The organism is Paenibacillus oryzae (genome assembly GCF_001675045.1).
Classification (GTDB): Bacteria; Bacillota; Bacilli; order Paenibacillales; family Paenibacillaceae; genus Pristimantibacillus; species Pristimantibacillus oryzae.
In genome coordinates, this window is the sequence record NZ_LYPA01000059.1 from 692 (window position 1) to 23,552 (window position 22,861).

Genomic DNA, 22,861 nt, shown 5'->3' on the forward strand with positions numbered 1-22,861 from the left:
TGTAGGCCGGCGTGTGAAAAGTTCTTCCGATCGCAGTTGTTCCCAGATTTCCCTGAATGATAGGTTCAAATGGTGAAATCCGGGAACACAAGCGAACGCTCCGCTTCTCCAGAACCCCTCACACTCTGGCCTGTCGCTACTTTTCTTTTGTTCAACTTATATAGCATGCCTAAAGATATAGCGGATATATTCTTTAGCGCTTTGATTGATCGCCTCGTCGCTAGCTTGGAATGAAGCGCCAAAGACAGCAAAATAGGGCAGTGCCTTCGCGCCTACATGTCTTGCGCTGGCTTTAAAAGGTGTAATCAATTCATCAACGGTAAAAGAAACGGAGCCCTCTGGCAAATAATTTTCTTTTTTATCGCCGATGGACATGGCAAGCCCTAGCTTTTTTCCTTTAAGCTTGTCACCTTTTGATCCATATGCCCATCCGTAAGCAAAAACATCATCGAACCACTTTTTCAGAAGTGGCGGATAGCTGTACCAATAAAACGGGAATTGAAAGACAACATGATTATAGGCCTCTAACAGGGTTTGCTCTCTAGAAACATCAATTTTCCACTCCGGATACTCCTTGTAAATTTCGTGAATGGCAATATCGTTTGGGTGCTGCAGCAGTTCTTTTTTCCACCGCTTGTTTACCCTGGAAGCCTCAAGGTTGGGATGTGCCAAAATAACCAGTGTTTTCATTATAAAATCTCCCCTCTCAGACCAATTATTTTGAGTATCCTCATTATGCTGGATGTTTAAATAAATGAAAATACACACAATGAAGTAAGGTGGTTACTTCAAAGTGTGTACTAGACCCGAAAGGAAAGATATGACACAATACTTTCTCGGTTCGGCATTATAAGATCAGTAAAAATGGGGTGTACATCTATGAAACAATATCATTTGGGCATAGAGGCAACACTTGAAATCATCGGGGGAAAATGGAAAGCATTAATCATATGCTCGTTAATGTCGGGCGTAAAGAGAACAAGCGAATTACAGCGGAATATTCGGGGCATTTCCCAAAAGGTACTAATTCAGCAGCTTCGCGAGCTTGAGAAGGATGGGCTTGTAAGCAGATATGTATATCAGCAGATGCCGCCAAAAGTTGAATATAGCCTCACGGAATATGGCGTTACAGCCAATAAAATCGTTGACGTTATGTGCTCTTGGGGAAAAGAGAACATTCAAATCAGACAACAGCGAGGAGAAGATATTGTCTTGCTGGAGGATACGTCAACGGGACAGTCGTTTCCGGGAGGTACCGGTTTTGCTGAGTAATTATTCACTATATTTGTTCTTCCACTGCGCAAACCATTCGCTATAGCTTAATCCAGTCAGTTCCTCCTGAGTCTTGCCATCCAGAGAGTAAACGCCGCCCATTAATGCCGCATTATCTTTTTTGACCGGGTAGGAGTAACCGGCAATCACTTCTCCATCAGACAACAAAACGTTAATATGAATCTCATACTCCGAGCTGTGATCTGCGGAGGCGGCATACATTTGCTCTAAGGGATGACCCGACACCACAAAGCTATAAGAAGCTATGGTTTTCCCGATATAGGGATCTGGCTCCGTCTCTTGTACAGACCAAATAGTCATATAGGGCGGCTGATTAAGCTTCTCCTTACTTAGCTCATAGCTTTCTGACTGGCCTGCTGCTGAAATGATGCTGTAGCCCCTGGCTTCAATGATATCAGCAGCCTTGCGCTCATCGCCGCTAAACGAAAGCTCAGCTTTATCGGAGCAGCCGGATACAATAAGGATCATGAGAAATAACGATAGCGGCAATAGCGCTAACACGCCCGCTTTTAATCGCCTTGTTGGTCTATTGCTCATAAATGCCGTCTTATTGCGCCACATATATCACCTTGTCTATCAGACCGTAGGTCGTGGCTTCATGGGCATCCATAAAGTTGTCCCGGTCGGTATCTTTTTCAATCTTCTCAAGCGGCTGGCCTGTTTGTTCAGACAATATTTTGTTTAGTTTATCCCGCAATGAAATAATTCGTTTGGCGCTTATTTCAATATCGGTTGCTTGTCCGCGGGCGCCGCCAAGCGGCTGGTGAATCATGATTTCGCTGTTGGGAAGTGCAAGGCGTTTACCTTTAGCGCCGTTTGCCAGTAAAAAAGCCCCCATTGAAGCCGCTATTCCAACACATAATGTCGATACATCGGCTCTTACCAAATGCATAGCATCGTAGATTCCCATTCCGGCTGTAATGGAGCCCCCCGGCGAGTTGATGTACATGTTAATGTCCTTTTCCGAGTCCATAGCATCCAGGTATAGAAGCTGCGCGATGACGATATTGGCCGTATCATCGGTAATTTCTCCCGACACAAACAAGATGCGGTCTTGCAGGAGTCTGGAGTAAATATCGTAGGATCTTTCACCTTTGGCGGTTTGTTCGACAACATAAGGAATCAGATTCATGGTCATATCCCCTTCATCAGTAGTCAATGCGATATTTCTTTTCTAAATACGAATATTCATTTTCGCTTTTTTTCAAAATCCTTGGTGAAATGTTGACCATAGTTGTTTCCATATCGAACGCTGGCCCCGCATTGCTTAACTCTTTGACTCGTTCCACTACTTGCTCGTCAATCTCCACCCTATCCATATCATCCTCTAGGACAATTGGTATCGAAATTTCCTTGCTTATCGTAGTTCCAGCCGTCAATAAGCTAACTTCTATTGACCTTTCACCACATGGAACGGCTTCTTGGGTAAAGAGTTCTATGATAACATCCCGGTCGAAGCCATCAATAACAATATGCTCTCTCGCGTTTTCAACATAGCCATTAAGGTTAGGGGAGCGGTATATCCCTTCAGGTAATCGGATCTGGATTTCTGATTTTTCGGCTATTTTTTCATCTCGAAATAGCTGAATCCATAAATGATTCATTCCTTCTTCGTTTTCCATCCTGGACTTGGCTAGCTTTAGGTCAAGCATTATTGGTTTTCCTCCTTTAGCACCTGAGATACGGATTCTATAACCCTCTGCTTTAACTCCGCGGATATTCGAGGACTAATCGTTATAAGGATATCATCCGTTATTTTTAGCGTTTCATTTTCAATAATGCGGCTAGCTTCGTACCAGGTTAATTGCTGGCTTATTTTTTGAATGTCCTCCAAGGACAGCTTTTTTAAGGTTTCCTGGATGGAAGCCAAAGTCTCCCCGGTTCTGGACAATGTAATGATTGCGCGAAAATAATGGATGTGGGTGTCTGTGTAAACTCTTTTGTTGCCCGCCAATTCAAGGGGCGGTACCAGACCAATTTGTGTGTAATACCTGACCGTCCGCAAATTCATGCGCGGTTCATCCTGTTGAAGAATTTCAGCTATTTGTTTAGCGGTATAGCTATTCATGGTACACCTCCAATGACATTTAACTGTTTATGTTACACTAAAGTGTCTTTGTTACAGTTTACTGTAACATTGTTTAATTGTCAAAAAAAGAGCCGCCCAAAAAGTCAAGCGGAACGAATAGGTATTCAGCAGAGAGGACCGGAGGAGGTTTGAGCTTCCAAGATACCCTTTTTTGGTAAGAACCGGTTTTGCTGAATCATTATTCACCGTATTAGACTTTTTGGACAGCCCTGTACTCATTAACATGAGAGCAAAATAGATTGTCTATCTTATTAGCCGATTAGCCGCTGTCTTCATTTACTTTTGACATAGGTGCAGGAGTACTCGTTACCCTCCCAAGCATAGGCGAGCTGAAGTTTATTTTCCTGTGATTCAGCCGTCATGTCGAAGGGGTCTGCCGATGACATTTGCCGAAACGGGCTGCAGCCCCAGCTCTCTTATCCATATGGATAACTGCCCTATATGATGTATTTCATGAGCTATCACATGGCGTAAAATTTCTCCTTTGGTATACACTCCATCGCTCCATGCAACGGAAACAGCCTCATCTTCACATTTGCTTGTCCATGCTTCAAGAAAGACCAGCATTTCATTTCTCCAAAAATCTGAAAGCTCCTTCACCTGCTGAAGTGACTGATAGTCCTCAAATGTTACCGGGATATCAGGCTTGCCTTGTATGCCGCGAATCCAGCTATACTCCACATCCATAATATGAAACAGCGTGTAGAGGATACTGCCTGCTCCCCCGACGCGTTTACGCAGCAATTCTTCTTGTGAAATGGTACTGCATAGTTCAAACCATTCATCTCTTACCATCCAGTTATACCGAAATAGAGTTATCATGGCATCGCTCCTAACATGGTTTAGCAGTGTCGCTTGTTTGTTTTATTCAATTATATAGTAAAATCCGAGAGAAATAACAAAATCTCCTTCAGGAATTACCGTCTTGTCATTTTATGCAAAAAGTGATATTGTAATTTTGTAATATAAATTACAAATTGACAGGATAAAAGGTATGCCACAAAAAAAACAAAGCGTTGTTCTATCCATACGATTAGATGATATTTCGTTAAAGGCAGTAGATTTGCTGGTGGAATCGGGCCTGGAATCCAATCGCTCCAGAGCGGTATCCTATTTGCTTCAAGCTGGGATTCAGTCCTCACAGGAGCTGCTGCAGAAGGCCAGAATTCTTGCCGACAACGTTCAGCTGCTTCGTAATCAGATGATTGACGCCGTTAAGCAAAATAATATCGAGCAGGTTTCAAGGCTGATTTCGCAGGATGCTTCACTTGTAAATGCATCGAACCAGCGCGGAGAATCCGCTATGCTTATGGCTGCTTATTACCGTTCGCAAGAGATTAAGGAGCTGCTGCTCAGCCGCGGGGCGGAGTTGAATCTGTTTGAAGCTGCGGCAATTGGCGATACAGACAGAATTAGACAAGTGCTTGGCGACTCTCCTGAGCTAGCCGCAACTTGGAATGCAGATGGTTTTACAGCACTCGGGCTTGCCGCACATTTTGGCAATGAAGATACGGTAAAGCTGCTGCTGGAGTATGGCGCGGATATTAATCAGAGAGGCCGGGACGGCAATTTGAACAATATGGCGATTCATGCGGCGATAGCCGGCAACCATGCCCACGTCGTCAAGCTGCTGCTGGAGCGGGGAGCCGATATAACCGTTAAATGCGAGGGAGAATGGCGGCGAGGATTTACGCCGCTGCATGTAGCCGCTTATTTTGGCCGTGATACGATAATTGGGCTTTTACTGGAAGCGGGAGCAGACAAAAGAATCGTTACAGAACAAGGCAAAACGCCTTACGATCTGGCAATCCTAAGAGAACATCCAACATCCGCAGCTATGCTGCAATAAATGAATAGAGGAGAGTTGACAATGAGCAACCAAGCGGCGATTGCGCCGGAGCTTGTACAGGAGTTTGTTGGAAAAGGCCATGGAGACCTGGAGGCTGTAAAGGCTCTGCTTGAGCAAGAGCCCGGGCTATTGAATGCAGCCTGGGACTGGGGAGGCGGCGATTGGGAAACCGCGCTTGGCGCTGCGGCGCATATGGGCCGAAAGGATATTGCGGAATATTTGCTCAAAAAGGGCGCTCGCATTGACTTGTTTGCGGCGGCCATGCTAGGGAAGCTGCAGCTGGTGCAAGCGCTGCTTGCAGATAATCCTGACCTCGTTCATTCGCTTGGCCCGCATGGCATCCCTCTGCTCCGCCACGCTGAAGCAGGCGGCGAGGAAGCGGCGTCTATCGTGACTTTGTTGAGAGATATGCTTGCTTAATTAAATTAACTCAGGATATCAATGATTTGCTTCATCGCGCGTTTGGCTTCCGGAATAGGGAAAACAGGAAACACATGGTTCATTTTTGGGTATTCAAAATAGTTGATGTTAACCCTTTCCATCTTTGCTCGCGCTTTGAATTTGCGGGCATCCGGCAGGAAAATTTCATGGGTGCCTATAAATAATGTGATTTTTCCTAGTCCGCGCAAAGGTCCGTTGATTGGACTTACCAGATAATGGGTTCTTGGTGTATCTCCGGCATAAGCTTTGCCTGCTTCAATCAGAAGCTTCAAATCCAGCATAGGCTCTTTTTTGTCCATAGCCGCTATCTCTGGATGATTTAAGGCAATATCCAGCCAAGGGGAAAGAAGGACGATGTTTCCTGGCTGCGGAATCCCTTCCTCCAGCAATAATTGAGACAAGGCTAGCGATAAACCGCCGCCTGCCGAGTCGCCCATAATAACAATGTTTTCGGGCGATGTTTTTGTTAATAGCTGCTTGTAGATAGGAAGCACTTTCTCAAAGCTTTCCTTATAGGTATGATTTGGAGCTTTTGGATAGATGGGAACGGTTATGGTTCCATTAAGCTTTTGGGAAAGCTGGTATAAAAAACGCCAGTGCCATAACAAGGGCTGCTCAATATACCCTCCGCCAGGCAAAAACAGGATTTGTCTTTCCTCCGGCTGCGAGGAAGATTTCAGCATGTAGGTATCGATATCATAAGTCGTTATTTTCATTATGTTGTATTTTCGTTGCAGCTTTTCAGGCAATTTATAAGGGTGCTGGTGCTCTATCCTTTTTTTCTCCAGATAGGCAGCTGGATCAACCTGCTTTTTTAGTATTTTCAATAACCATTCGACAAGAAAGCTTTGCCAACTCCTCATCTTTATACACCCCTTAATGTAGAGAAGAATATTGTCTTCCTAGACTTTCCCTTTATACGTGTATACTATCAAATAATTATGATAAAATATATTTAAATAAAATTTAGTATTATAAATATTTATTTAAGGATATGATTTTATGAATATGACACAGCTGCATTATTTGATTACGGCTGCGGGTTTCGGTTCCTTTACGAAGGCGGCTAGCGTGCATCAAATGACGGTGCCTGCGATTAGTCAATCGATACGGCAGCTTGAGGAAGAACTGGATACCGTTATTTTTAATCGGACAAAAAAAGGGATAGCGGCAACGAAGGAGGGGCAGCTCGTTCTTCAGCATGCAGCGTCTATTCTCAAAAGTCTGGATGTAATGAAACAAGAGCTTTCCCAACTGAAGGAGGGCTATTCAGAGCCTTTTATCATTTCTACAATTCCGGGAATGGTTCCGCAAGTCGTGCAGGCGACTATCGAGCTTTCAAAGAAATATCCGTCCCTTAATGTTCAAATGCTGGAGGGCGATACCCAGTCAGTTATTAATCATGTTAACGAAGGATACGCAAGTATGGGGCTGATTACTTACAGTGCCAAACAGCAACGGGATGCCTCATTGGAATGGATGCCTTTAATTCAAGGCAAGGCGGTATTAATTGTTAATAAAAATTCAACGCTTAGCGCGTTGCATGCCATTTCGGCAGAAGATTTAATTAATGAAGTATTTGCCCTTTACAAGGATGAGGATATTGAACGTATTGCTCAGCATTTGATTTCGCGGCATCCTTCAAACCGTATCGCGCTTTCAACCAACAATATGGAAGCCCTGTATCAAATGGTTGTTAGAGGAAATGCGGCAACGATTGGTCCCGACTTTATTGTTCATTCCTTGCCTCCAGAGTATCGGGAGCAGCTGGCGGTTATTCCATTGCAGCAGTATCATACAGAGGCTGTAATTTTGGGACGAATCACCAGAAAAAAAGATTCGGCAACAAGGTTAGCGGATGAGTTTACAGCCCGAATATTAGAGCTGTTTAATGGATAAGGCAGTCACAGTCGGTGTCCGCATGATTGCTCCAAAACTCCATGCTGGTCGTAATAGCCACATGAACATATAGGTAAGTATTTACAAATAGCAGCGTAATCTTTATAATAGGTCCAAGCATGGTTGAGGAGGATATTTTAAATGAACCGGTATATGTATGCGTTAATAAAATCCTATAGCCATCATCACAGTTAGGCGTTTGTAATACGGAATGTTTTCCGTAGGTACAAGCGCTTATTGGCGTTTTACCTGCGGACTTGAAGCATAAGAGTCATGCAGGTATTTTTTATCCTGTATGGCTCTTTTTTGTTTTTCACAGAACTAATACAATTTGGGAGGTTAAAGGGATGAAAAATCTTAGTATTATTTTCAAGGCCCCAGAACAAAAGGAAATGCTCGAGGATCGCTTCAAAACACATAAAACGCTTTTTGACAGAGCTGTGCTTAATGGAGTTTTAGCCATTTTTGATGAAGTGGCCAGCCGTGGGGATGAAGGAATAAGAAGTCTGACAAGGAAGCATGATGAAGTTGATTTGGATGAGCTGGTTCTTTCCAATGATTATATTGAAGACTGCGTAGTCTCGTTGTCGCCAACATTGCGCTCAGCTATGGAACAAGCCATTGCCAATGTGCGAGATGCTAATTTAGCTATTCTGCCGGAATCGTGGGAAAAGCAAATCAGACCTGGAACGATAATCGGCGAAAAGGTCGTTCCATTGGACTCGGTAGGGATATGGATACCGGCAAGGAAAGGGCCGTTAATTTCGACAGCAATCATGCTGGTTGTGGCGGCAAAAACGGCAGGCGTTAAAAAAATCGTCGTCGGGATGCCTCCGTTAAAAAATGGGCTTGGCGATCCGGGGACAGTAGCGGCGGCAAAGCTGGCGGGAGCGGATTATTTTGTGATGGGCAACGGGGTGTCCGTTATTGCAGGCTTTGCACAAGGCACGGCTTCCATTCCTGAGGTTGACGGGATTTACGGGCCAGGGCCAGGAGGAATTGCGGCAGCCATGAGTGTAGCCATGACCTATGGCAAAAAGAGCGTATTGGGCATCGGTCCAACCGAATGTGCCATTTTTGCAGATGAAACGGCCGATCCGTTAAAAATAGCTTATGACTTAATCAATGAAGGGGAGCATGGGCCCGATTCATCTTCTCTTCTGGTTACAACCTCTAAACAGCTTGCCGGCCAGGTAGAGGCTTTGCTTTGGACTTGCATAGACGAGATGGAGGATAAGCGGAAGCAATATCTGAACCATGTTTTTGGCGCAAACGGAAAGGGAGCCATCGTTGTTGCAGCAGACCTGGACGAAGCTATTGCTTTTATTAATTGGTTTGCGCCGGAGCATTTAATGGTTGTATGCGATAAAGAAACGGAGGCTCTCGCGTTAAGCGGAGTAACCCATGCAGGTGAAATACTTGTTGGGGAATTTACTCCGTTTTCTGCTGCTAATTATGGAATCGGGATTACCGCAGTGCTGCCAACTAACCATTTTGCAAGGGCTTTTTCGGGCGTGACGGCTAAAGATATGGTGAAATATTCAACAATCGGCAGGCTGAGCAAGGAGGCTTTGCAGGAAATATACCCGATTATTAAAGAGATGGGGAGCTACGAGCAATTGCCCGGCCATGTAAAAGCGGCAGATATAAGGCTGGTATAAGTTTTATCGGGAAGCCAGATGGAAAGGGATTTATGCTATGATGACGATACTATGAGCGTGAAGGTGCGGGGTGACAGCTTTGTACGAAGAAAAAGCATCTGGAGAGCAGGTTATGTTTCGTTGGCATAGCTATCAAAAGCTGGATGATTATATAGATTATGCGGTTGACCGTGTTGGACTTGAAGAGAATTCGTTGTTCTATATTACGGGCGGACAAGCGGTCTGGCAACTGAATGACCAGGAGGTTTTATTGCGGCCAGGCATGGTGGTCGGAATACCGGCATGGACATGGCTTGAACCGGATCGCACACAGACGTATGGGCTGGAAGGCTGGGTTATACAATTTCGTTATTTTGAGCTGCAGGCGAATAGGCTGGACAGCCAACTGGCCCAAAGCCGCTGGCAGCCGCCGTTCAATCGCGAGTTCCTTACAGGAACAATTGACGGGCGCCATATAAAAGATCAATTGCAGGCGCTCCGTATGCTCGGTGATGACGCTAATGTAGAGAAAGAGGTGCGTCATCATCACATTCTGTATACGATCCTTGATGTATTGTACAAGCCTGTTGAATGGGACACTCAGACGACGGAAAAAGCGATAGTGCGATCCATTAAATACCTGGAGCAAAATTACTATAAGCCAATGACACGGAAGGAACTCGCGAAGGTGGCGGGCCTTAGTCCATGGCATTTTTCACGCAAGTTTAAAGAGCTAACGGATTATGCTCCTCTCGAATATTTGAATCGGTATCGCATTTATCGCGCAAAAGAGCGGCTGATTCAACATGAAGGTCATATGCATGATATAGCCAAACAAGTGGGGTTTGAGGACTCCGCATACTTTAGCCGCAGATTTAAACAGATGGAGGGAGTTTCTCCCAAACAATATGTTACCGTTGCCGCTCATCGGCAAATATGCGCGCTGGCTCCGTTATATGTTGAAATATTGTTAATGCTAGGTATTGTTCCGAGCTCTGTTGTAACGGTTCCGATGCTGCTCCCGCCGCATCAGCGTTCTTTATTAGAGGAATATCGCGTACAAATGATTCCGACCTCGCAGTTTGCTCTTGATCTGGATGCTATTGCTGAAGCCAAACCTCAGCTTATAGTAGGTCAAACGCTTCACGGGGAAGCCAGGAGAGCTCTGATGTCGATATCTCCTATGCTATCCGGCTTGTCGCGCGACTTGCTGCCGGCTATTGCGCAATTGGCGGCAATGTTCAAAAAAGAGAGTGAGGCCGCAAAAATATATCGTTATTTGCAGGAAGCGGACGCTCAGGCGCGTGAAAAATTAAAGCCGATTATTCAAAATCGCCGCACGGTTATGGTCTTGCGAATTGAATTCGGCGGTTACCGGTATCTTGGCGCGCATTCGCTTGGCCTCTCGCGTATGCTTTATCGGGAATTGGGCTTAACGATTCCCGCGTTATTAAATCGGGGGCAATATTGGTTTAATCCATTAGACATAGAGATGTTGCCCGCCATTGATCCTGATTATATTATTTTGGAAGATCGGGTGATGGAGGGGAACGATACGGCCTTAATGAGGGAGTCGCTTATGAATCATCCCTGCTGGAGCCAGCTTCCCGCGGTTAGAAACAATCGTGTTTGTCGGATTGATACAAGCTTGTGGATTGGCTGCGGGCCATACGGTTATCCGCTTGTTATGGAACAAATTGTAGCGGCATTAAGTAAATGATGACAGCACAAATGTCCTGAAAATATAGCACTATCCCCTATAGAGAGCGAAACAAGAATTTGATACGATTTATCAGTGAGAAACATTCTCAAAAAGAGCCGACTTAAGGGGAGATTGAAGCATGTCAAACAAATGGCTGCAACAGATGGGGTTATTTTTAGTATTAGCGCTTATGGTTGTTTTGGCAGCCTGTTCAGCAAATGCGACAAATGAGGAATCCAATCAGCAATTGCCTGGAGAAAATGTGGAGGACAGCTCCAACATAGAGGGGAATCAGGAAAATACGAACGCTCAGACACGTACGTATACAGACATGTTTGGAGAAGTAACAATTCCGCAGGAGCCTGAAAAGCTGCTGGTTATTGGGACCCGTTATACCGAATATTTGATTTCCATGGGGATAAAGCCTGCAATGGTAGCTGGTGTGGCGAGCGTAGAGCCGGAGTATCGAATGGATTATTTTAAAACGAATGGGATAGAGTTTATTGACTACCCGCAGTATGAAGAAAATTTTGAACTGCTTCTATCGCTTGCTCCCGATATGATTCTGACGATGGGCGCCGGTATGGAGGAAAATGTCTATGAGCAAATATCAAAGGTTGCTCCGACTGTTGCTATTAATTCCGGTCCCTCGATGGAAGAAGCGATGCCGGTATTAGCGCAATTATTTGATAAACAGGCCGAATACGAGGTCGTAAAGGCCGCATTTGACAGCAAGGCGGAAGAGGCCAAAAGTGCTCTGGATAAAGCGATTGGAGATAGCACCGTGCTGGTATTGCGGGCGGAACCAAACAATTATCGCGTATTGGGTCAAGTGGCCAAAATGGGAAGCAGCGTGCTGTTCTATCATCAGCTAGGCTTGACCATTCCTGATAAATTGGCGAAGGAAGAGGCATGGTTTACTCCTATATCGTTGGAGATTTTACCAGAGCTTAATCCGGATTATATCTTTATTGAAAATCGGCTGGCTGCCGAGTTTAATGGAGATGAAGCAACCAAGGAATTAATGGACTCCAGTATATGGAAAAATTTAAAGGCTGTTCAGGCGGAGCATGTATTTCCGTTGGACACACGTGACTTTGTCGGCGGAGAAGGCCCGGTCGGATACGCCAAGTTGATTGATTATATTCTAAGCTGTCTCATTCCAGAGGAATCGAAGTTGTAAGTAAATTTCTATTTACTACTATAGATTAATGATATATTCTGGATAAAATTACGAGAATACTTAGGAGGCCACATCATGGCGCTGAAAAAGATGACCGCATCATTGCTTGTGCTTTTGCTTTTTATGACATCGTTTGGCGGTATTCTGGCAAGTGCAGCTTCACCAACGACTACGGGGCTTAACTTGCCCTTGGTCAAAACGTATAAAGCCGGAGAAGTGCTTAACTTTACTGTGGTCTTTTCTGAAAATGTGAACGTGACGGGCGGAACGCCCAGCCTAAACCTTGATATTGGCGGGATGATGAGGGAAGCAGCTTATGTTTATGTGTCTGGCCCGTCGAAGTATTTGCAATTTTCTTACACGGTTCAACCGGGCGATAATGATGCGGACGGCATTCAAGTAGCAGGCCCCATTCAGTTAAATGGCGCGTCCATAACGAATAGTACAACAGCGGAGGATGCTGATCTAGGCAACGGCTATGGTCCAGGCGGCGCCACGGTGCTTGATACCAGCATAAAAATAGATACCGTTATTCCGAGTATCGTTTCCGTCAGTTATCCTCCTGATAAAACGTATACGGCGGGCGAATCGCTTTTATTCACTGTCGAATTTTCTGAAAATATCATCGTCAACACCAGGTATGGCAAGCCATATCTCAGTCTCAATATCGGCGGAACGGAAGTACGCGCAGAAGCGGCAGTTTATGCGTCTATCGGGGCGAATCAGATTGGCTTTCAATATACGGTCGAAGCCGGGCTTGAAGACCTCGACGGGATTACTATCGACAATGAAGTAAAGATGTACGGAGGCGTCATTGAAGATGCCGCACATAATTTGATCAACCTCGTATTTCCGAATGGAACGGCTACCCATCTTTCCGGCGTACAAATAAGCGCTGGTGGAGATGCGTTCGTAACGGAGATCCCTGCTGACGGCTATTATAAAGAAGGCGATGTTTTGAATTTCGCATTCCTGTATCCAGCGGACGTGACCGTAACTGAAGAACCATATCTCCCTTTGTTCTTCGGGACAACAGAAACACCGACAGAACACCAGGCAAAGGTTGCGGAAGTAACCGGGAACAAGGTTGTCTTCCAGTATATTGTTCAAAGCGGGAATGAAGCTTTGAACGGTATAAGAGTCGGCAACGCCATTCAATTAAACGGCGGAAGCATCAACGACTCCAACGGGCTGACGCCAATGCCAACCATCGTTCACAAGCTTGCGCTTGCTGATGTGCGGGTTGATGCCGTCCTCCCTAAAGTACAGCATTTCTATAAAAATCCGATCAATCAGAATTACGTTACAGGAGAAAGTCTCGAGTACAGAGCTCGCTTCACGGAGCCCGTAAAGGTTAGCGGCGCTCCAAGCTTGTCGTTAATGTCTGGCGGCCGCTCCGTAGCTCAGGCTGTGTATGTGCCTGATGTTCCGGGCCTGGAGCCAACCGATCTCGTATTCCGTTACACCGTTCAAGATACGGATAAGGATGTCATCATTGACGCAGTAGGACAGCTTGACAGCACAAATGGATCAATTGTTGATTACGGAGGCAATGCCAGCGAGGCGAACGTTACCTATACCCAGTTTGTCCAAGTGTTGCTAAATGCTGCAACTCCAACGATCACATTGGTCGAGATGCCTGCGGCAAAAACGTATGATGAGGGAGATGAATTACTCTTTAAGGTTCATTTCTCCGAAGTGGTGCGGGCGCGTATAAGTCCTGCCATTTTGCCGGTTATGATCGGAAGCAACACGGTAGATGCCATTTATGCCGGAGGTACGCGCACTAAAATCCTGACATTTAAATATGTAGTAAAGGCTTCTGACCTGGGTGCCAATGCCATTACGATAGGAAGCGCCTTGCTTCCCAACGGAGGCTCCTTAATTGGTAAAGATGGGGACGGCCTGCAAGCCGATCTGACCCTTAACAACGTGGGAAGCACGTCCGGCATCATTATCGGGCAAGCCGCACCGCAAGCACTTAATGTCAGCATTACGGGAACAGCTCAGGTTGGCTCAGCCTTAACCGGAAGCTACACCTATTACGATGTGAACTCGGATGAGGAAGGCCTGAGTCTATTTAAGTGGTACCGGTCCGATGATGCGCTTGGAGCGGGCAAGACGGCCATCCCGGAAGCGACATCGACTGCCTATACCTTGCAGGCGGCTGATTTTGGAAAATACATGAGCTTCGAGGTCACGCCGATCGCGAAGACAGGAGCAACTACGGGGGCGGCAGCGGAAAGTGCATTAACAGCGGCCGTGACCCAAGTAAACGTCCCGTCACAACCGATTTTTTCAAATCCAATCTTCACTACAACAAGCGTGGATGTGCTTGTTAATGGTAAAGCGGAGAGCGCGGGGACAGCAACAACATCTACAGTTAATGGGCAAACCGTACTTACAGTAACGATCGACCAGAAAAAGCTGGAGGACAAGCTCTCCGCGGAAGGCTCGGGCGCAACTGTCATCATTCCGGTGAAAGCCGATTACGATATCGTCGTAGGCGAGCTGAACGGGCAAATGATTCAAAACATGGAAAATAGGCAAGCGGTTCTGGAAGTGAGAACGAATCTGGCGGCGTACACGATACCCGCACAACAAATCAACATCGGTTCTATCTCCGACCAGATTGGTACGTCGATTGCCCTGAAGGATATAAAGGTGCAGATTGAAATTGCCGAACCGGCTGCGGACGAGATAAAAGTAGTGCAAAATGCAGCGGATAAGGGCAGCTTTACCATTGTAGCTCCGCCGATTGAATTTAGGGTTAAAGCGATATACGAAGGAAAAACGATTATTGTATCGAAGTTCAACGTTTATGTTGAACGAACAATTGCAATTCCGAGCGAAATTGATCCCAAGAAGATCACAACAGGCGTTGTTGCCGAAGCGGACGGCTCCGTTCGTCATGTGCCTACCAAAATTGTTGAAATTGATGGGAAAAATTACGCAAAAGTAAATAGCTTGACCAATAGTCCATACCTGATCATATGGCATCCAATAGAGTTCAGCGATGCTGCCAACCATTGGGCTAAAGAAGCTGTCAATGATATGGGCTCGCGAATGGTTATCGACGGCAAAGGGGACGGTTCATTCCATCCAGAGTCGGATATCACTCGCGCTGAATTTGTATCTATTCTTGTTCGCGGATTGGGGCTAAAGCCGGAAAACGAAGCTGCTCCTTTCACGGACGTAAAAGCTTCTGACTGGTATAACGGCGCAATTAATACCGCGTATTCGTATCATTTGATCAACGGCTTCAAGGATGGCAGCTTCCGTCCGAATGCCGGGATTACCCGCGAAGAAGCCATGGTCATTATCGCTAAAGCGATGAAGATCACTGGATTAAACGCGAATCCTGAAGGTCAATCTATCGACAAGATATTAAGTCCGTATACAGATGCGGCTAAAGCATCCACTTGGGCGCAGAGCGGCATTGCTGACAGTATACAAACTGGCATCGTAACGGGGAAAGACGGAACAATTCTCGCTCCGAAAGACTATATAACGAGAGCCGAGGTAGCTGTGATCGTTAAGCGGCTACTGCAAAAATCAGATTTGATTTAGCGCATTCATTATACGGTGATAATCAATGGCCTTGTCTCTTCTTTTCTCGAAGGGACAGGGCGATTTTTTATTGGGTTGGAAGAGGGCTGTTCGAGCTGATTTTAATGGCAGATCAAATGCACTTGAGTATGCTGCTTTCAGGCTTATGATATACTCTATAATGTGATGATTAATTATTTTCGGAACAATGACGTGTTCTGATTCGCATAGAGGGGATTTCAATGATGAAGGAAAACTTTTGGCGTGATTTGCCAAAGCCGTTTTTTGTATTGGCGCCGATGGAGGATGTCACGGATGTTGTGTTTCGTCATGTCGTTAGTAAGGCCGGCCGGCCGGATGTGTTTTTCACCGAGTTTGTGAATACTGAAAGCTACTGTCACCCGGAGGGGCACATAAGCGTGCGCGGGCGCTTGACCTTTACTCCTGATGAACAGCCTATCGTGGCTCATATATGGGGAGACAAGCCGGAGTATTTTCGCGAGATGAGCATCGGCATGGCAAAGGAAGGCTTTAAGGGCATTGACATCAACATGGGTTGTCCGGTGCCGAATGTAGCGGAAAACGGAAAGGGAAGCGGGCTGATTTGCCGTCCCGCCATCGCTGCGGATATTATCCAGGCGGCCAAGGCCGGCGGACTGCCTGTCAGTGTAAAAACAAGATTGGGTTTCACTCACGTAGAGGAATGGCGCAACTGGCTGACCCATATCCTGCAGCAGGATATCGTCAATTTGTCCATTCATTTGCGGACGAGGGAGGAAATGAGCAAAGTAAATGCGCATTGGGAGCTCATTCCGGAGATCAAGAAGCTTCGTGATGAAATAGCGCCCCATACGTTGCTGACCATTAACGGCGATATCCCCGACCGTCAAACCGGCATCAAGCTTGCGGAGCAATATGGGATAGAAGGTATTATGATTGGACGCGGCATTTTCCAGAATCCGTTTGCCTTTGAGAAGGAAGCCAAGGAGCATAGCAGCGAGGAGCTGCTGGACCTGCTGCGCCTGCATCTGGAGCTCCACGATCACTATTCGGAGGAGGTACGGCGTTCGTTTAGCGCTCTAGCCCGTTTCTTTAAAATATATGTTCGCGGATTCCGAGGGGCAAGCGAGCTTCGTAACAGCCTGATGAGCCTCAAAACAACAGCAGAAGCGCATGTTTTGCTGGACGAGTTTCAGAGCAGCATGAATGACGGGGTAGAGGAAAACGACAAATAAGCTGAATGGCGTTAGTGGTATGAATCAACAGCAAAAGTGAAAATAATGACGAGAGGGGCGATGAGCCTCTCTTTTTTTCATTGACAAAACGCCTTGAATGTATCATAGTGTACTTATACAATAAGTACACTAAAGTCGAATGAGGTGATTTATGTGGAGATAATAATCAGCAGCAACACAAGCAAGCCCATTTATGAGCAAATCACCTCGCAAATTAAAGCCATGATTATGAATGGAGAGCTGCAGACGGGTGATCCGATCCCATCTATGCGCTCGCTGGCCAAATCTATCCATGTCAGTGTCATTACGGTACAGAAGGCTTATGAGGATTTGCAGCGGGATGGATTTATCGAAACAACGGTTGGACGGGGCAGCTTTGTAGCGGCAAAAAATAGAGATTTTATTCAAGAGGAGCTTCAAAAAAAGGTTGAAGAGTATTTGAATCTGGCAGCCGAAACAGCTCGAACCGGCGGTATTCCATTGCCTAAAGTGATCGAATTGCTAACCATATTTTATACGGAGGGATAGCTATGACCTATAGCCTGGAAATTGATCATTTGACCAAAACCTACCCCAACTCCAATTTTCGTCTGGACAATGTTTCGTTCTCCATTCCTCGCGGAACGATTATGGGCTTTGTTGGCGAAAATGGAGCTGGAAAAACGACAACAATGAATGCTGTTTTAAATACGATTAAAAAGGATAGCGGCACCGTAAAACTATTTGGCCGTGAAATGGACGACAAGGATACGGATATTCGCGAGCAAATTGGCGTGGTGTTTGATGCTGCCAACTTCCCCGAGGTATTGACGCCGCTCAAGCTTTCTAAGGTGATGGCTAGCATATACAAGAAATGGGATCAGCCGTTTTTTGTAGAAACCGTAGAACGATTTAAGCTGGATATGGGCAAAAAAATCAAACAATATTCGCGGGGGATGAAAATGAAGCTGGCGCTTGCCGTAGCTCTGTCCCACCGGCCTCAGCTTCTGATTCTGGATGAAGCTACCTCCGGCCTGGATCCTATCGTGAGAGATGAAATTTTAGGCGTATTTCTGGAGTTTGTCGAAGATGAAAATCACTCTATTCTTATGTCTTCCCACATCACTAGCGATTTGGAGAAAATTGCGGACTATATCACCTTTATTCATCAAGGGAAGATCCTGTTGACGGAGAAAAAAGATGCCCTCATTTATGATTATGGCATTGCCCGCTGCAAGGCCGAACAGTTTCAGATCATTGACCGCGAGGATATGCTGGCCTATAAAAAGAGGGACTACCAAATCGACGTGCTGGTCGAGGACAGGAAGGCTTTTGAACGCAAATACGGCGGGGTTGTTGTAGATATGGGAAGCATTGATGAAATCATGCTTTTGCTTATAAAGGGGGAGCAATAAAATGAAAGGTTTGCTGGTAAACAACATCTATTCTACGCAAGGAAATATCAGGCTGTCGCTCACTATCGCTTTGGCGTTAGCAGCCGTCTCGTTGTTTCTAGAGGACTCTTCCTATATTCCTATCATTATTGCTATTCAGGTCTTTGTTTTTGCTTCCAATCTGGGCACATCGCTAAAGATGGATGAAGCTTCTAAATGGAATAAGCTTGAAATTACTTTGCCGGTTACAAGAAGAGCCATTATCAGCGCTAAATATCTTTCTTTTCTATTATTGATTTTAATGGGCTTTGCGACAAGCCTGATTACATTGGCGCTTCATTTTTTGGGGGGCGAGTTCGATTTTGATATGATTATATCGGGCTACGGCTATGGCCTGCAGCTATCCTTTTCAACGATTGCCCTTGTATATCCGCTAATCTTGTTGCTGGGTGCTGAAAAAAGCGAAACCTTGCTGTTTATTGCAGCCGGATTTTCGTATGGTTTGCGGGTACTGGTCTGGTATATCTTGTTTTTGTCCGACCATACGATTCAATTTAAAGGCTCAGCTATCGTCGAGTATGTCTCCGTAGCGATAGCGTTAATTATGTTTGTTTTATCCTATTTCCTGTCTGTACGAATTCATCGAAACAAGGAATTTTGAATAATCATAATGATACTCTGAAAGGATTGAGGCTTGAAATGAATGTAGGAATAAAAATTGAAATGAAAAAAATTACGGTGTTGCTTTTCAGCTTTATTTTGTTGTTTGTATTGTCGATAGGTGGCGCGCCAGCGCAGGCTAGCGCATCTAAGGTGCATCTTGCGCTTGGAGACGAAAAAATTACCTTTAATGAGGGCCAGCCCTATATTGAACAGGCAACGACATTGATTCCGGCTAAAGCTTTTTTGGAAGGACTGGAATATGAACTGAGCTGGGACGCGGCAACCTCTACTCTATATGCGTCGAAAGGCGAGCTTTCTTTTGAACTGAAGCGTGGTCAAAAGCAAGCTATGGCAAATGGCGAAAATTATCTGCTGAATGTTGCTCCAAAAATCGTGGACGGCATTTTGTATGCACCGCTTCGCTTCCTGGCTGAAAATGCCGGTTACCGCGTAGGCTGGGATGCCGCAAATCGTGCCGTGGCTCTTGAACCGCAGGACAGCAAGGGGTTTTTCTGGAAGGTAGAAAAGGACGGCTCGGAGTTGTATTTGCTTGGCTCTATCCATCATGGCAATGAAGAGATGTACCCGATGCACCCGGAACTGAATGCAGCGTATGCCAATTCCGAACATCTGGTGGTTGAAATAAATATTACGGTCCCAATGAGTGAGCAAAGAGCAGCGGATATTGAAGATAAGTATATGTGGTATAACGACAATACAACGTTGGCTGATCATATTGATCCCGAAACCTATACGCAGCTTAAAAGTCTGTTCGAGGAAAGTGGAGCGTTAACAGCAGAATGGGATTCCTTGAAGGCATGGGTAACCTATATGCAGCTGCTTAACCTCAATTCCGCACAAGACGGTTACGGAGGCGCTCTTGGCATTGATATGTATTTCCTGCAAAAGGCGTTCGCTGCCGGCAAGTCTATTCTGGAGCTGGAGTCATTAGAGCTTCAATATGAGATGTTAAATAATTTCTCTGATGAGCTTATGTCTTCCTTGATTAAGGAGACCATTGAGGCCTTTCATCAGCCCGATAGCAGTATCGAGTCAATGGCGAATATATGGCTTGATGGAGATGAAGCTGCCCTTGTTGAGATGGTGGAGGCTATGAAAGCCATCCCGGAATATTATCAAGCCATTATTAAAGACCGGAATGTGGGAATGCTTGAAAAAATTGAAGGCTATCTGGAGGATAAAAGCAAGGAGACTTACTTTGTTGTTGTAGGAGCCGCTCATATGGTAGGGGAGGACGGAATTGTAACCAGACTGAAGGAAAAAGGTTACACCGTTACTCGCTTGTAGTTCTCAGCGCATTAAACCTTTCGTGAAGGCTGCGCTCTCTCTTTTAAGCGCCAGTTGTTTGTTCATGCTTTGAAGCATGGATGGATAACTGGCGCTTTTTTTTGTCGGGTATCCGTGGGAAGCAAAAAGCAAAACGACAGGTTTTTGCGACCGCTGCGGGAGGCTTTGGAGGAGCCTTCGGCTTGATTTGATTGCATGTCAGTCTATTAGTATGAATTGGACTGCTCTAATTCAAGTTCATTGGATGGATATAACCAATCCATCTGTTGCTATACTTACCTTATTAACCAACTGATCGAACAAAATCGCTGAGAGGGTGCAGGCAGATGGGGCAAGTTGAGCTTCTCTCATTAAATGTAGGTTTGCCCAAGCAGGTTCAATTTCGCCAAAAGGATGTTTCCACAGGGATATTCAAAACGGCTACTGATGAACCGTTATTGTTGTCTTTTCTTAATTTTGAAGGCGACGGGCAAGGGGATCTGGTTCACCATGGCGGAAGGGACAAGGCTGTATGTGTCTATCCCTTCGAGCATTATCCCTTTTGGGAAAAGGAGTTAAAAAGGCCTCTAGAGTATGGAGCCTTGGGCGAAAACCTGACAACAAAGGGGCTGCTGGAAACGGAGGTTTGCATCGGGGATGTTTTTGAGCTTGGCCAAGCAATCGTTCAGATTAGTCAGCCGAGGCAGCCCTGCTACAAGCTGACCATCAGGTATGGCGTGCCGGAAATGCTTCTGAAGGTGCAGGAAACCGGCTTTACCGGATTTTATTTCCGCGTATTGGCAGAGGGGCTTGTTTCCAGAAACGATAAATTAGCTTTATTGCATCGCCATCCCCGGAAAGTAACTATTTCGTATGCCAATCGCATTATGCATCATGAAAAGGAAAACATCGAGGGGATGGAGCGCATTCTCCGGGTGGAGGAGCTGTCCTCTAATTGGAAGCAAACCTTTCAAAAACGATTGAAGGGAATCGGAACGGATTCCAGTGAGAGATTAACAGGCAACAGGTGAAGTTTAAGAGGAGGGGAAGTCCATGTTTAACATTTTGGTGTCAGACCCGATCAGCGATTTTGGATTGCAGCAATTGATGGACGCTGAGGATGTGGAGGTTACCAAGGCAACAGGCTTAAGCGAGGAGGAGCTTGTTGCTATAATACCGGCCTATGATGCGCTGCTTGTCCGCTCGCAAACAAAAGTGACGAGGGCACTGCTGGAAGCGGGCGTTCGCTTGCAGGTTGTGGGCCGGGCAGGCGTTGGCGTCGATAATATTGATTTAGATGCCGCAACAAGCTGGGGCATTATTGTGGTTAATGCGCCTGACGGCAATACCGTTACAACATGTGAGCATGCCTTTGCGATGATGATGGCTCTGGCCCGGCATATTCCGCAAGCCTATGCCAAAACGGCAGGCGGACAATGGGACCGAAAAGCTTTTCTCGGCGTTGAATTGCGCAACAAGACGCTGGGCGTGCTTGGACTTGGCCGTATCGGAATCGAGGTGGCGAAACGCGCAGCGGCGTTTGGCATGAAGGTTATCGGGTATGATCCCTTTTTGCTGGAGGAAAGAGCAAACAAGCTGGGGATCAGGCTGACGGATGTAGATACGATTGTACGAACTGCTGATTTTATAACCGTGCATACGCCGTTGACGGAGGAAACCCGTCATATGCTTGCGAAGCCGCAATTTGATGTTATGAAACGGGGCATGCGAATTATTAATTGTGCGCGCGGGGGGATTATCGACGAGACGGCGCTCCTTGAGGCGCTAGATAAAGGAATTCTTGCAGGCGCCGCCTTTGATGTATTTGAACAGGAGCCTCCGCCGCCGGAGCATCCGTTCCTGAATCATCCCCAAATCATCGTTACCCCGCATTTGGGCGCATCCACCCTGGAGGCGCAGGAAAATGTCGCTATTGATGTCTCTGAGCAGGTGATCCATATCCTGCGGCAGGAGCCCTTTAAAAACGCGGTAAATATGCCGCTTGTTCCATCCGAGCTGTTTAACCGGCTGCAGCCCTGGTTTGCTTTATGTCAGCAGCTTGGCAAATCGCTTGCCCAGATGACGGACGGTGCGGTCAGAGAAGTCAGAATAGAAAGTGCAGGAGAGCTTGCGGAGCTGGACACTTCCATTCTTTTCCCGTATGTGCTGAAGGGAGTGCTTTCCCACCATCTCGGCGCAGGGCAAGTTAATGTGGTTAATGCTATGCATCTGGCGAAGCTTCGCGATATTCAGCTTTCCGTGAGCAAATCCATGTTTTCCGGAACAGCCTCCAGCGAGGTTACGCTTGTATTAAAAACAACCGTTGAGGAGAGATGGGTGACAGGATCATATGTGCCAGGCGTTGGCGGACGGCTTGTCCGGATTGGTCCTTACCCGGTGGAGCTTTTGCCTGAAGGTTACGTTTTGATCATTTCACAGCAGGATAAACCCGGCATTATTGGCCGCGTCGGCACATTGCTTGGAGGCAGCGGCATTAATATTGCTACAATGCAGGTGGGACGAAACGAGGTTGGCGGCTCGGCAGTCATGATTCTGAAAATCGACAAAAAAACGCCGGAGCATACGATGGAAGCTCTGCTTGCTATGCCTGAAATCAAGCGAGTGCGAGAAATTTCTTTTGCCGAATAAGGGGCGGAA

At 46.1% G+C, this 22,861-nt stretch carries 22 protein-coding genes; 15 read left to right on the forward strand and 7 right to left on the reverse strand.

Annotated elements, in window-relative coordinates; translation table 11 throughout:
- Positions 1–156 precede the first annotated feature (156 nt).
- The gene (locus A7K91_RS13080; protein ID WP_068683390.1) at positions 157–690 is read right to left on the reverse strand and encodes an NAD(P)H-dependent oxidoreductase; all 534 of its coding nucleotides are present in this window, start codon (positions 688–690) and stop codon (positions 157–159) included.
- 189 nt (positions 691–879) lie between these two features.
- Here A7K91_RS13080 and A7K91_RS13085 point away from each other — a divergent pair, with 189 nt between their 5' ends.
- Entirely contained in the window at positions 880–1,272 is a 393-nt protein-coding gene (locus A7K91_RS13085) for a winged helix-turn-helix transcriptional regulator (RefSeq protein ID WP_068683392.1), read from the forward strand.
- On the opposite strand, the gene A7K91_RS13090 is transcribed toward A7K91_RS13085, so the two are convergent.
- The 5 genes from A7K91_RS13090 to A7K91_RS13110 form a co-directional block, all read right to left on the reverse strand.
- Positions 1,273–1,830, reverse strand: a complete 558-nt coding sequence (locus A7K91_RS13090; protein WP_068683504.1) for a hypothetical protein — start codon at positions 1,828–1,830, stop codon at positions 1,273–1,275.
- Between the two features lie 10 nt (positions 1,831–1,840).
- Positions 1,841–2,425 carry an ATP-dependent Clp endopeptidase proteolytic subunit ClpP gene (gene clpP, locus A7K91_RS13095; protein WP_068683394.1) on the reverse strand — a complete coding sequence of 195 codons (585 nt, stop codon included), beginning with the start codon at positions 2,423–2,425 and terminating at the stop codon, positions 1,841–1,843.
- A 16-nt stretch (positions 2,426–2,441) separates the two neighbouring features.
- Entirely contained in the window at positions 2,442–2,945 is a 504-nt protein-coding gene (locus tag A7K91_RS13100; protein ID WP_068683396.1) for a hypothetical protein, read from the reverse strand.
- Positions 2,945–3,361, reverse strand: a complete 417-nt coding sequence (locus A7K91_RS13105) for a MerR family transcriptional regulator (protein ID WP_068683398.1) — start codon at positions 3,359–3,361, stop codon at positions 2,945–2,947. Before A7K91_RS13105 ends, A7K91_RS13100 begins: the two co-directional genes overlap by 1 nt.
- 372 nt (positions 3,362–3,733) lie before the next feature.
- Positions 3,734–4,204 (reverse strand): DinB family protein, encoded by a 471-nt coding sequence (locus tag A7K91_RS13110; RefSeq protein ID WP_068683400.1) that lies wholly within the window; start codon positions 4,202–4,204, stop codon positions 3,734–3,736.
- Between the two features lie 172 nt (positions 4,205–4,376).
- Between A7K91_RS13110 and A7K91_RS13115 the strand changes: the two genes are divergently transcribed.
- Both A7K91_RS13115 and A7K91_RS13120 read left to right on the forward strand, forming a co-directional pair.
- Positions 4,377–5,231, forward strand: a complete 855-nt coding sequence (locus A7K91_RS13115) for an ankyrin repeat domain-containing protein (RefSeq protein WP_082967449.1) — start codon at positions 4,377–4,379, stop codon at positions 5,229–5,231.
- Positions 5,232–5,252: 21 nt separating this feature from the next.
- Complete coding sequence (locus tag A7K91_RS13120; protein WP_068683402.1) at positions 5,253–5,651, forward strand: ankyrin repeat domain-containing protein; 399 nt, start codon at positions 5,253–5,255, stop codon at positions 5,649–5,651.
- A gap of 5 nt (positions 5,652–5,656) precedes the next feature.
- On the opposite strand, the gene A7K91_RS13125 is transcribed toward A7K91_RS13120, so the two are convergent.
- Entirely contained in the window at positions 5,657–6,535 is an 879-nt protein-coding gene (locus A7K91_RS13125; RefSeq protein WP_068683404.1) for an alpha/beta hydrolase fold domain-containing protein, read from the reverse strand.
- Positions 6,536–6,674: 139 nt separating this feature from the next.
- Here A7K91_RS13125 and A7K91_RS13130 point away from each other — a divergent pair, with 139 nt between their 5' ends.
- The 12 genes from A7K91_RS13130 to serA all read left to right on the forward strand — a co-directional run bounded on the left by A7K91_RS13130 (position 6,675) and on the right by serA (position 22,852).
- Complete coding sequence (locus A7K91_RS13130) at positions 6,675–7,571, forward strand: LysR family transcriptional regulator (protein ID WP_068683406.1); 897 nt, start codon at positions 6,675–6,677, stop codon at positions 7,569–7,571.
- 347 nt (positions 7,572–7,918) lie between these two features.
- Positions 7,919–9,232 (forward strand): histidinol dehydrogenase, encoded by a 1,314-nt coding sequence (hisD, locus tag A7K91_RS13135; protein ID WP_068683408.1) that lies wholly within the window; start codon positions 7,919–7,921, stop codon positions 9,230–9,232.
- A 112-nt stretch (positions 9,233–9,344) separates the two neighbouring features.
- Positions 9,345–10,931 (forward strand): helix-turn-helix domain-containing protein, encoded by a 1,587-nt coding sequence (locus A7K91_RS13140; protein ID WP_156739533.1) that lies wholly within the window; start codon positions 9,345–9,347, stop codon positions 10,929–10,931.
- Positions 10,932–11,052: 121 nt separating this feature from the next.
- Positions 11,053–12,096 carry an ABC transporter substrate-binding protein gene (locus A7K91_RS13145; RefSeq protein WP_068683412.1) on the forward strand — a complete coding sequence of 348 codons (1,044 nt, stop codon included), beginning with the start codon at positions 11,053–11,055 and terminating at the stop codon, positions 12,094–12,096.
- 75 nt (positions 12,097–12,171) lie between these two features.
- Positions 12,172–15,666 carry an S-layer homology domain-containing protein gene (locus A7K91_RS13150; protein ID WP_068683414.1) on the forward strand — a complete coding sequence of 1,165 codons (3,495 nt, stop codon included), beginning with the start codon at positions 12,172–12,174 and terminating at the stop codon, positions 15,664–15,666.
- Between the two features lie 224 nt (positions 15,667–15,890).
- The gene (locus tag A7K91_RS13155; RefSeq protein ID WP_068683507.1) at positions 15,891–16,880 is read left to right on the forward strand and encodes a tRNA dihydrouridine synthase; all 990 of its coding nucleotides are present in this window, start codon (positions 15,891–15,893) and stop codon (positions 16,878–16,880) included.
- 153 nt (positions 16,881–17,033) lie between these two features.
- On the forward strand, positions 17,034–17,408 hold the full coding sequence (locus A7K91_RS13160) for a GntR family transcriptional regulator (RefSeq protein ID WP_068683416.1): 375 nt from the start codon (positions 17,034–17,036) through the stop codon (positions 17,406–17,408).
- A 2-nt stretch (positions 17,409–17,410) separates the two neighbouring features.
- Entirely contained in the window at positions 17,411–18,274 is an 864-nt protein-coding gene (locus A7K91_RS13165; RefSeq protein WP_068683419.1) for an ABC transporter ATP-binding protein, read from the forward strand.
- Position 18,275: 1 nt separating this feature from the next.
- Positions 18,276–18,914, forward strand: a complete 639-nt coding sequence (locus A7K91_RS13170; RefSeq protein ID WP_068683421.1) for an ABC-2 transporter permease — start codon at positions 18,276–18,278, stop codon at positions 18,912–18,914.
- Between the two features lie 38 nt (positions 18,915–18,952).
- Positions 18,953–20,224, forward strand: coding sequence for a TraB/GumN family protein (locus tag A7K91_RS13175; protein WP_068683423.1), 1,272 nt, complete (start codon positions 18,953–18,955; stop codon positions 20,222–20,224).
- A 326-nt stretch (positions 20,225–20,550) separates the two neighbouring features.
- Positions 20,551–21,234 carry an MOSC domain-containing protein gene (locus A7K91_RS13180; RefSeq protein ID WP_068683425.1) on the forward strand — a complete coding sequence of 228 codons (684 nt, stop codon included), beginning with the start codon at positions 20,551–20,553 and terminating at the stop codon, positions 21,232–21,234.
- Positions 21,235–21,256: 22 nt separating this feature from the next.
- Positions 21,257–22,852 (forward strand): phosphoglycerate dehydrogenase, encoded by a 1,596-nt coding sequence (serA, locus tag A7K91_RS13185; RefSeq protein WP_068683427.1) that lies wholly within the window; start codon positions 21,257–21,259, stop codon positions 22,850–22,852.
- Positions 22,853–22,861 lie beyond the last annotated feature (9 nt).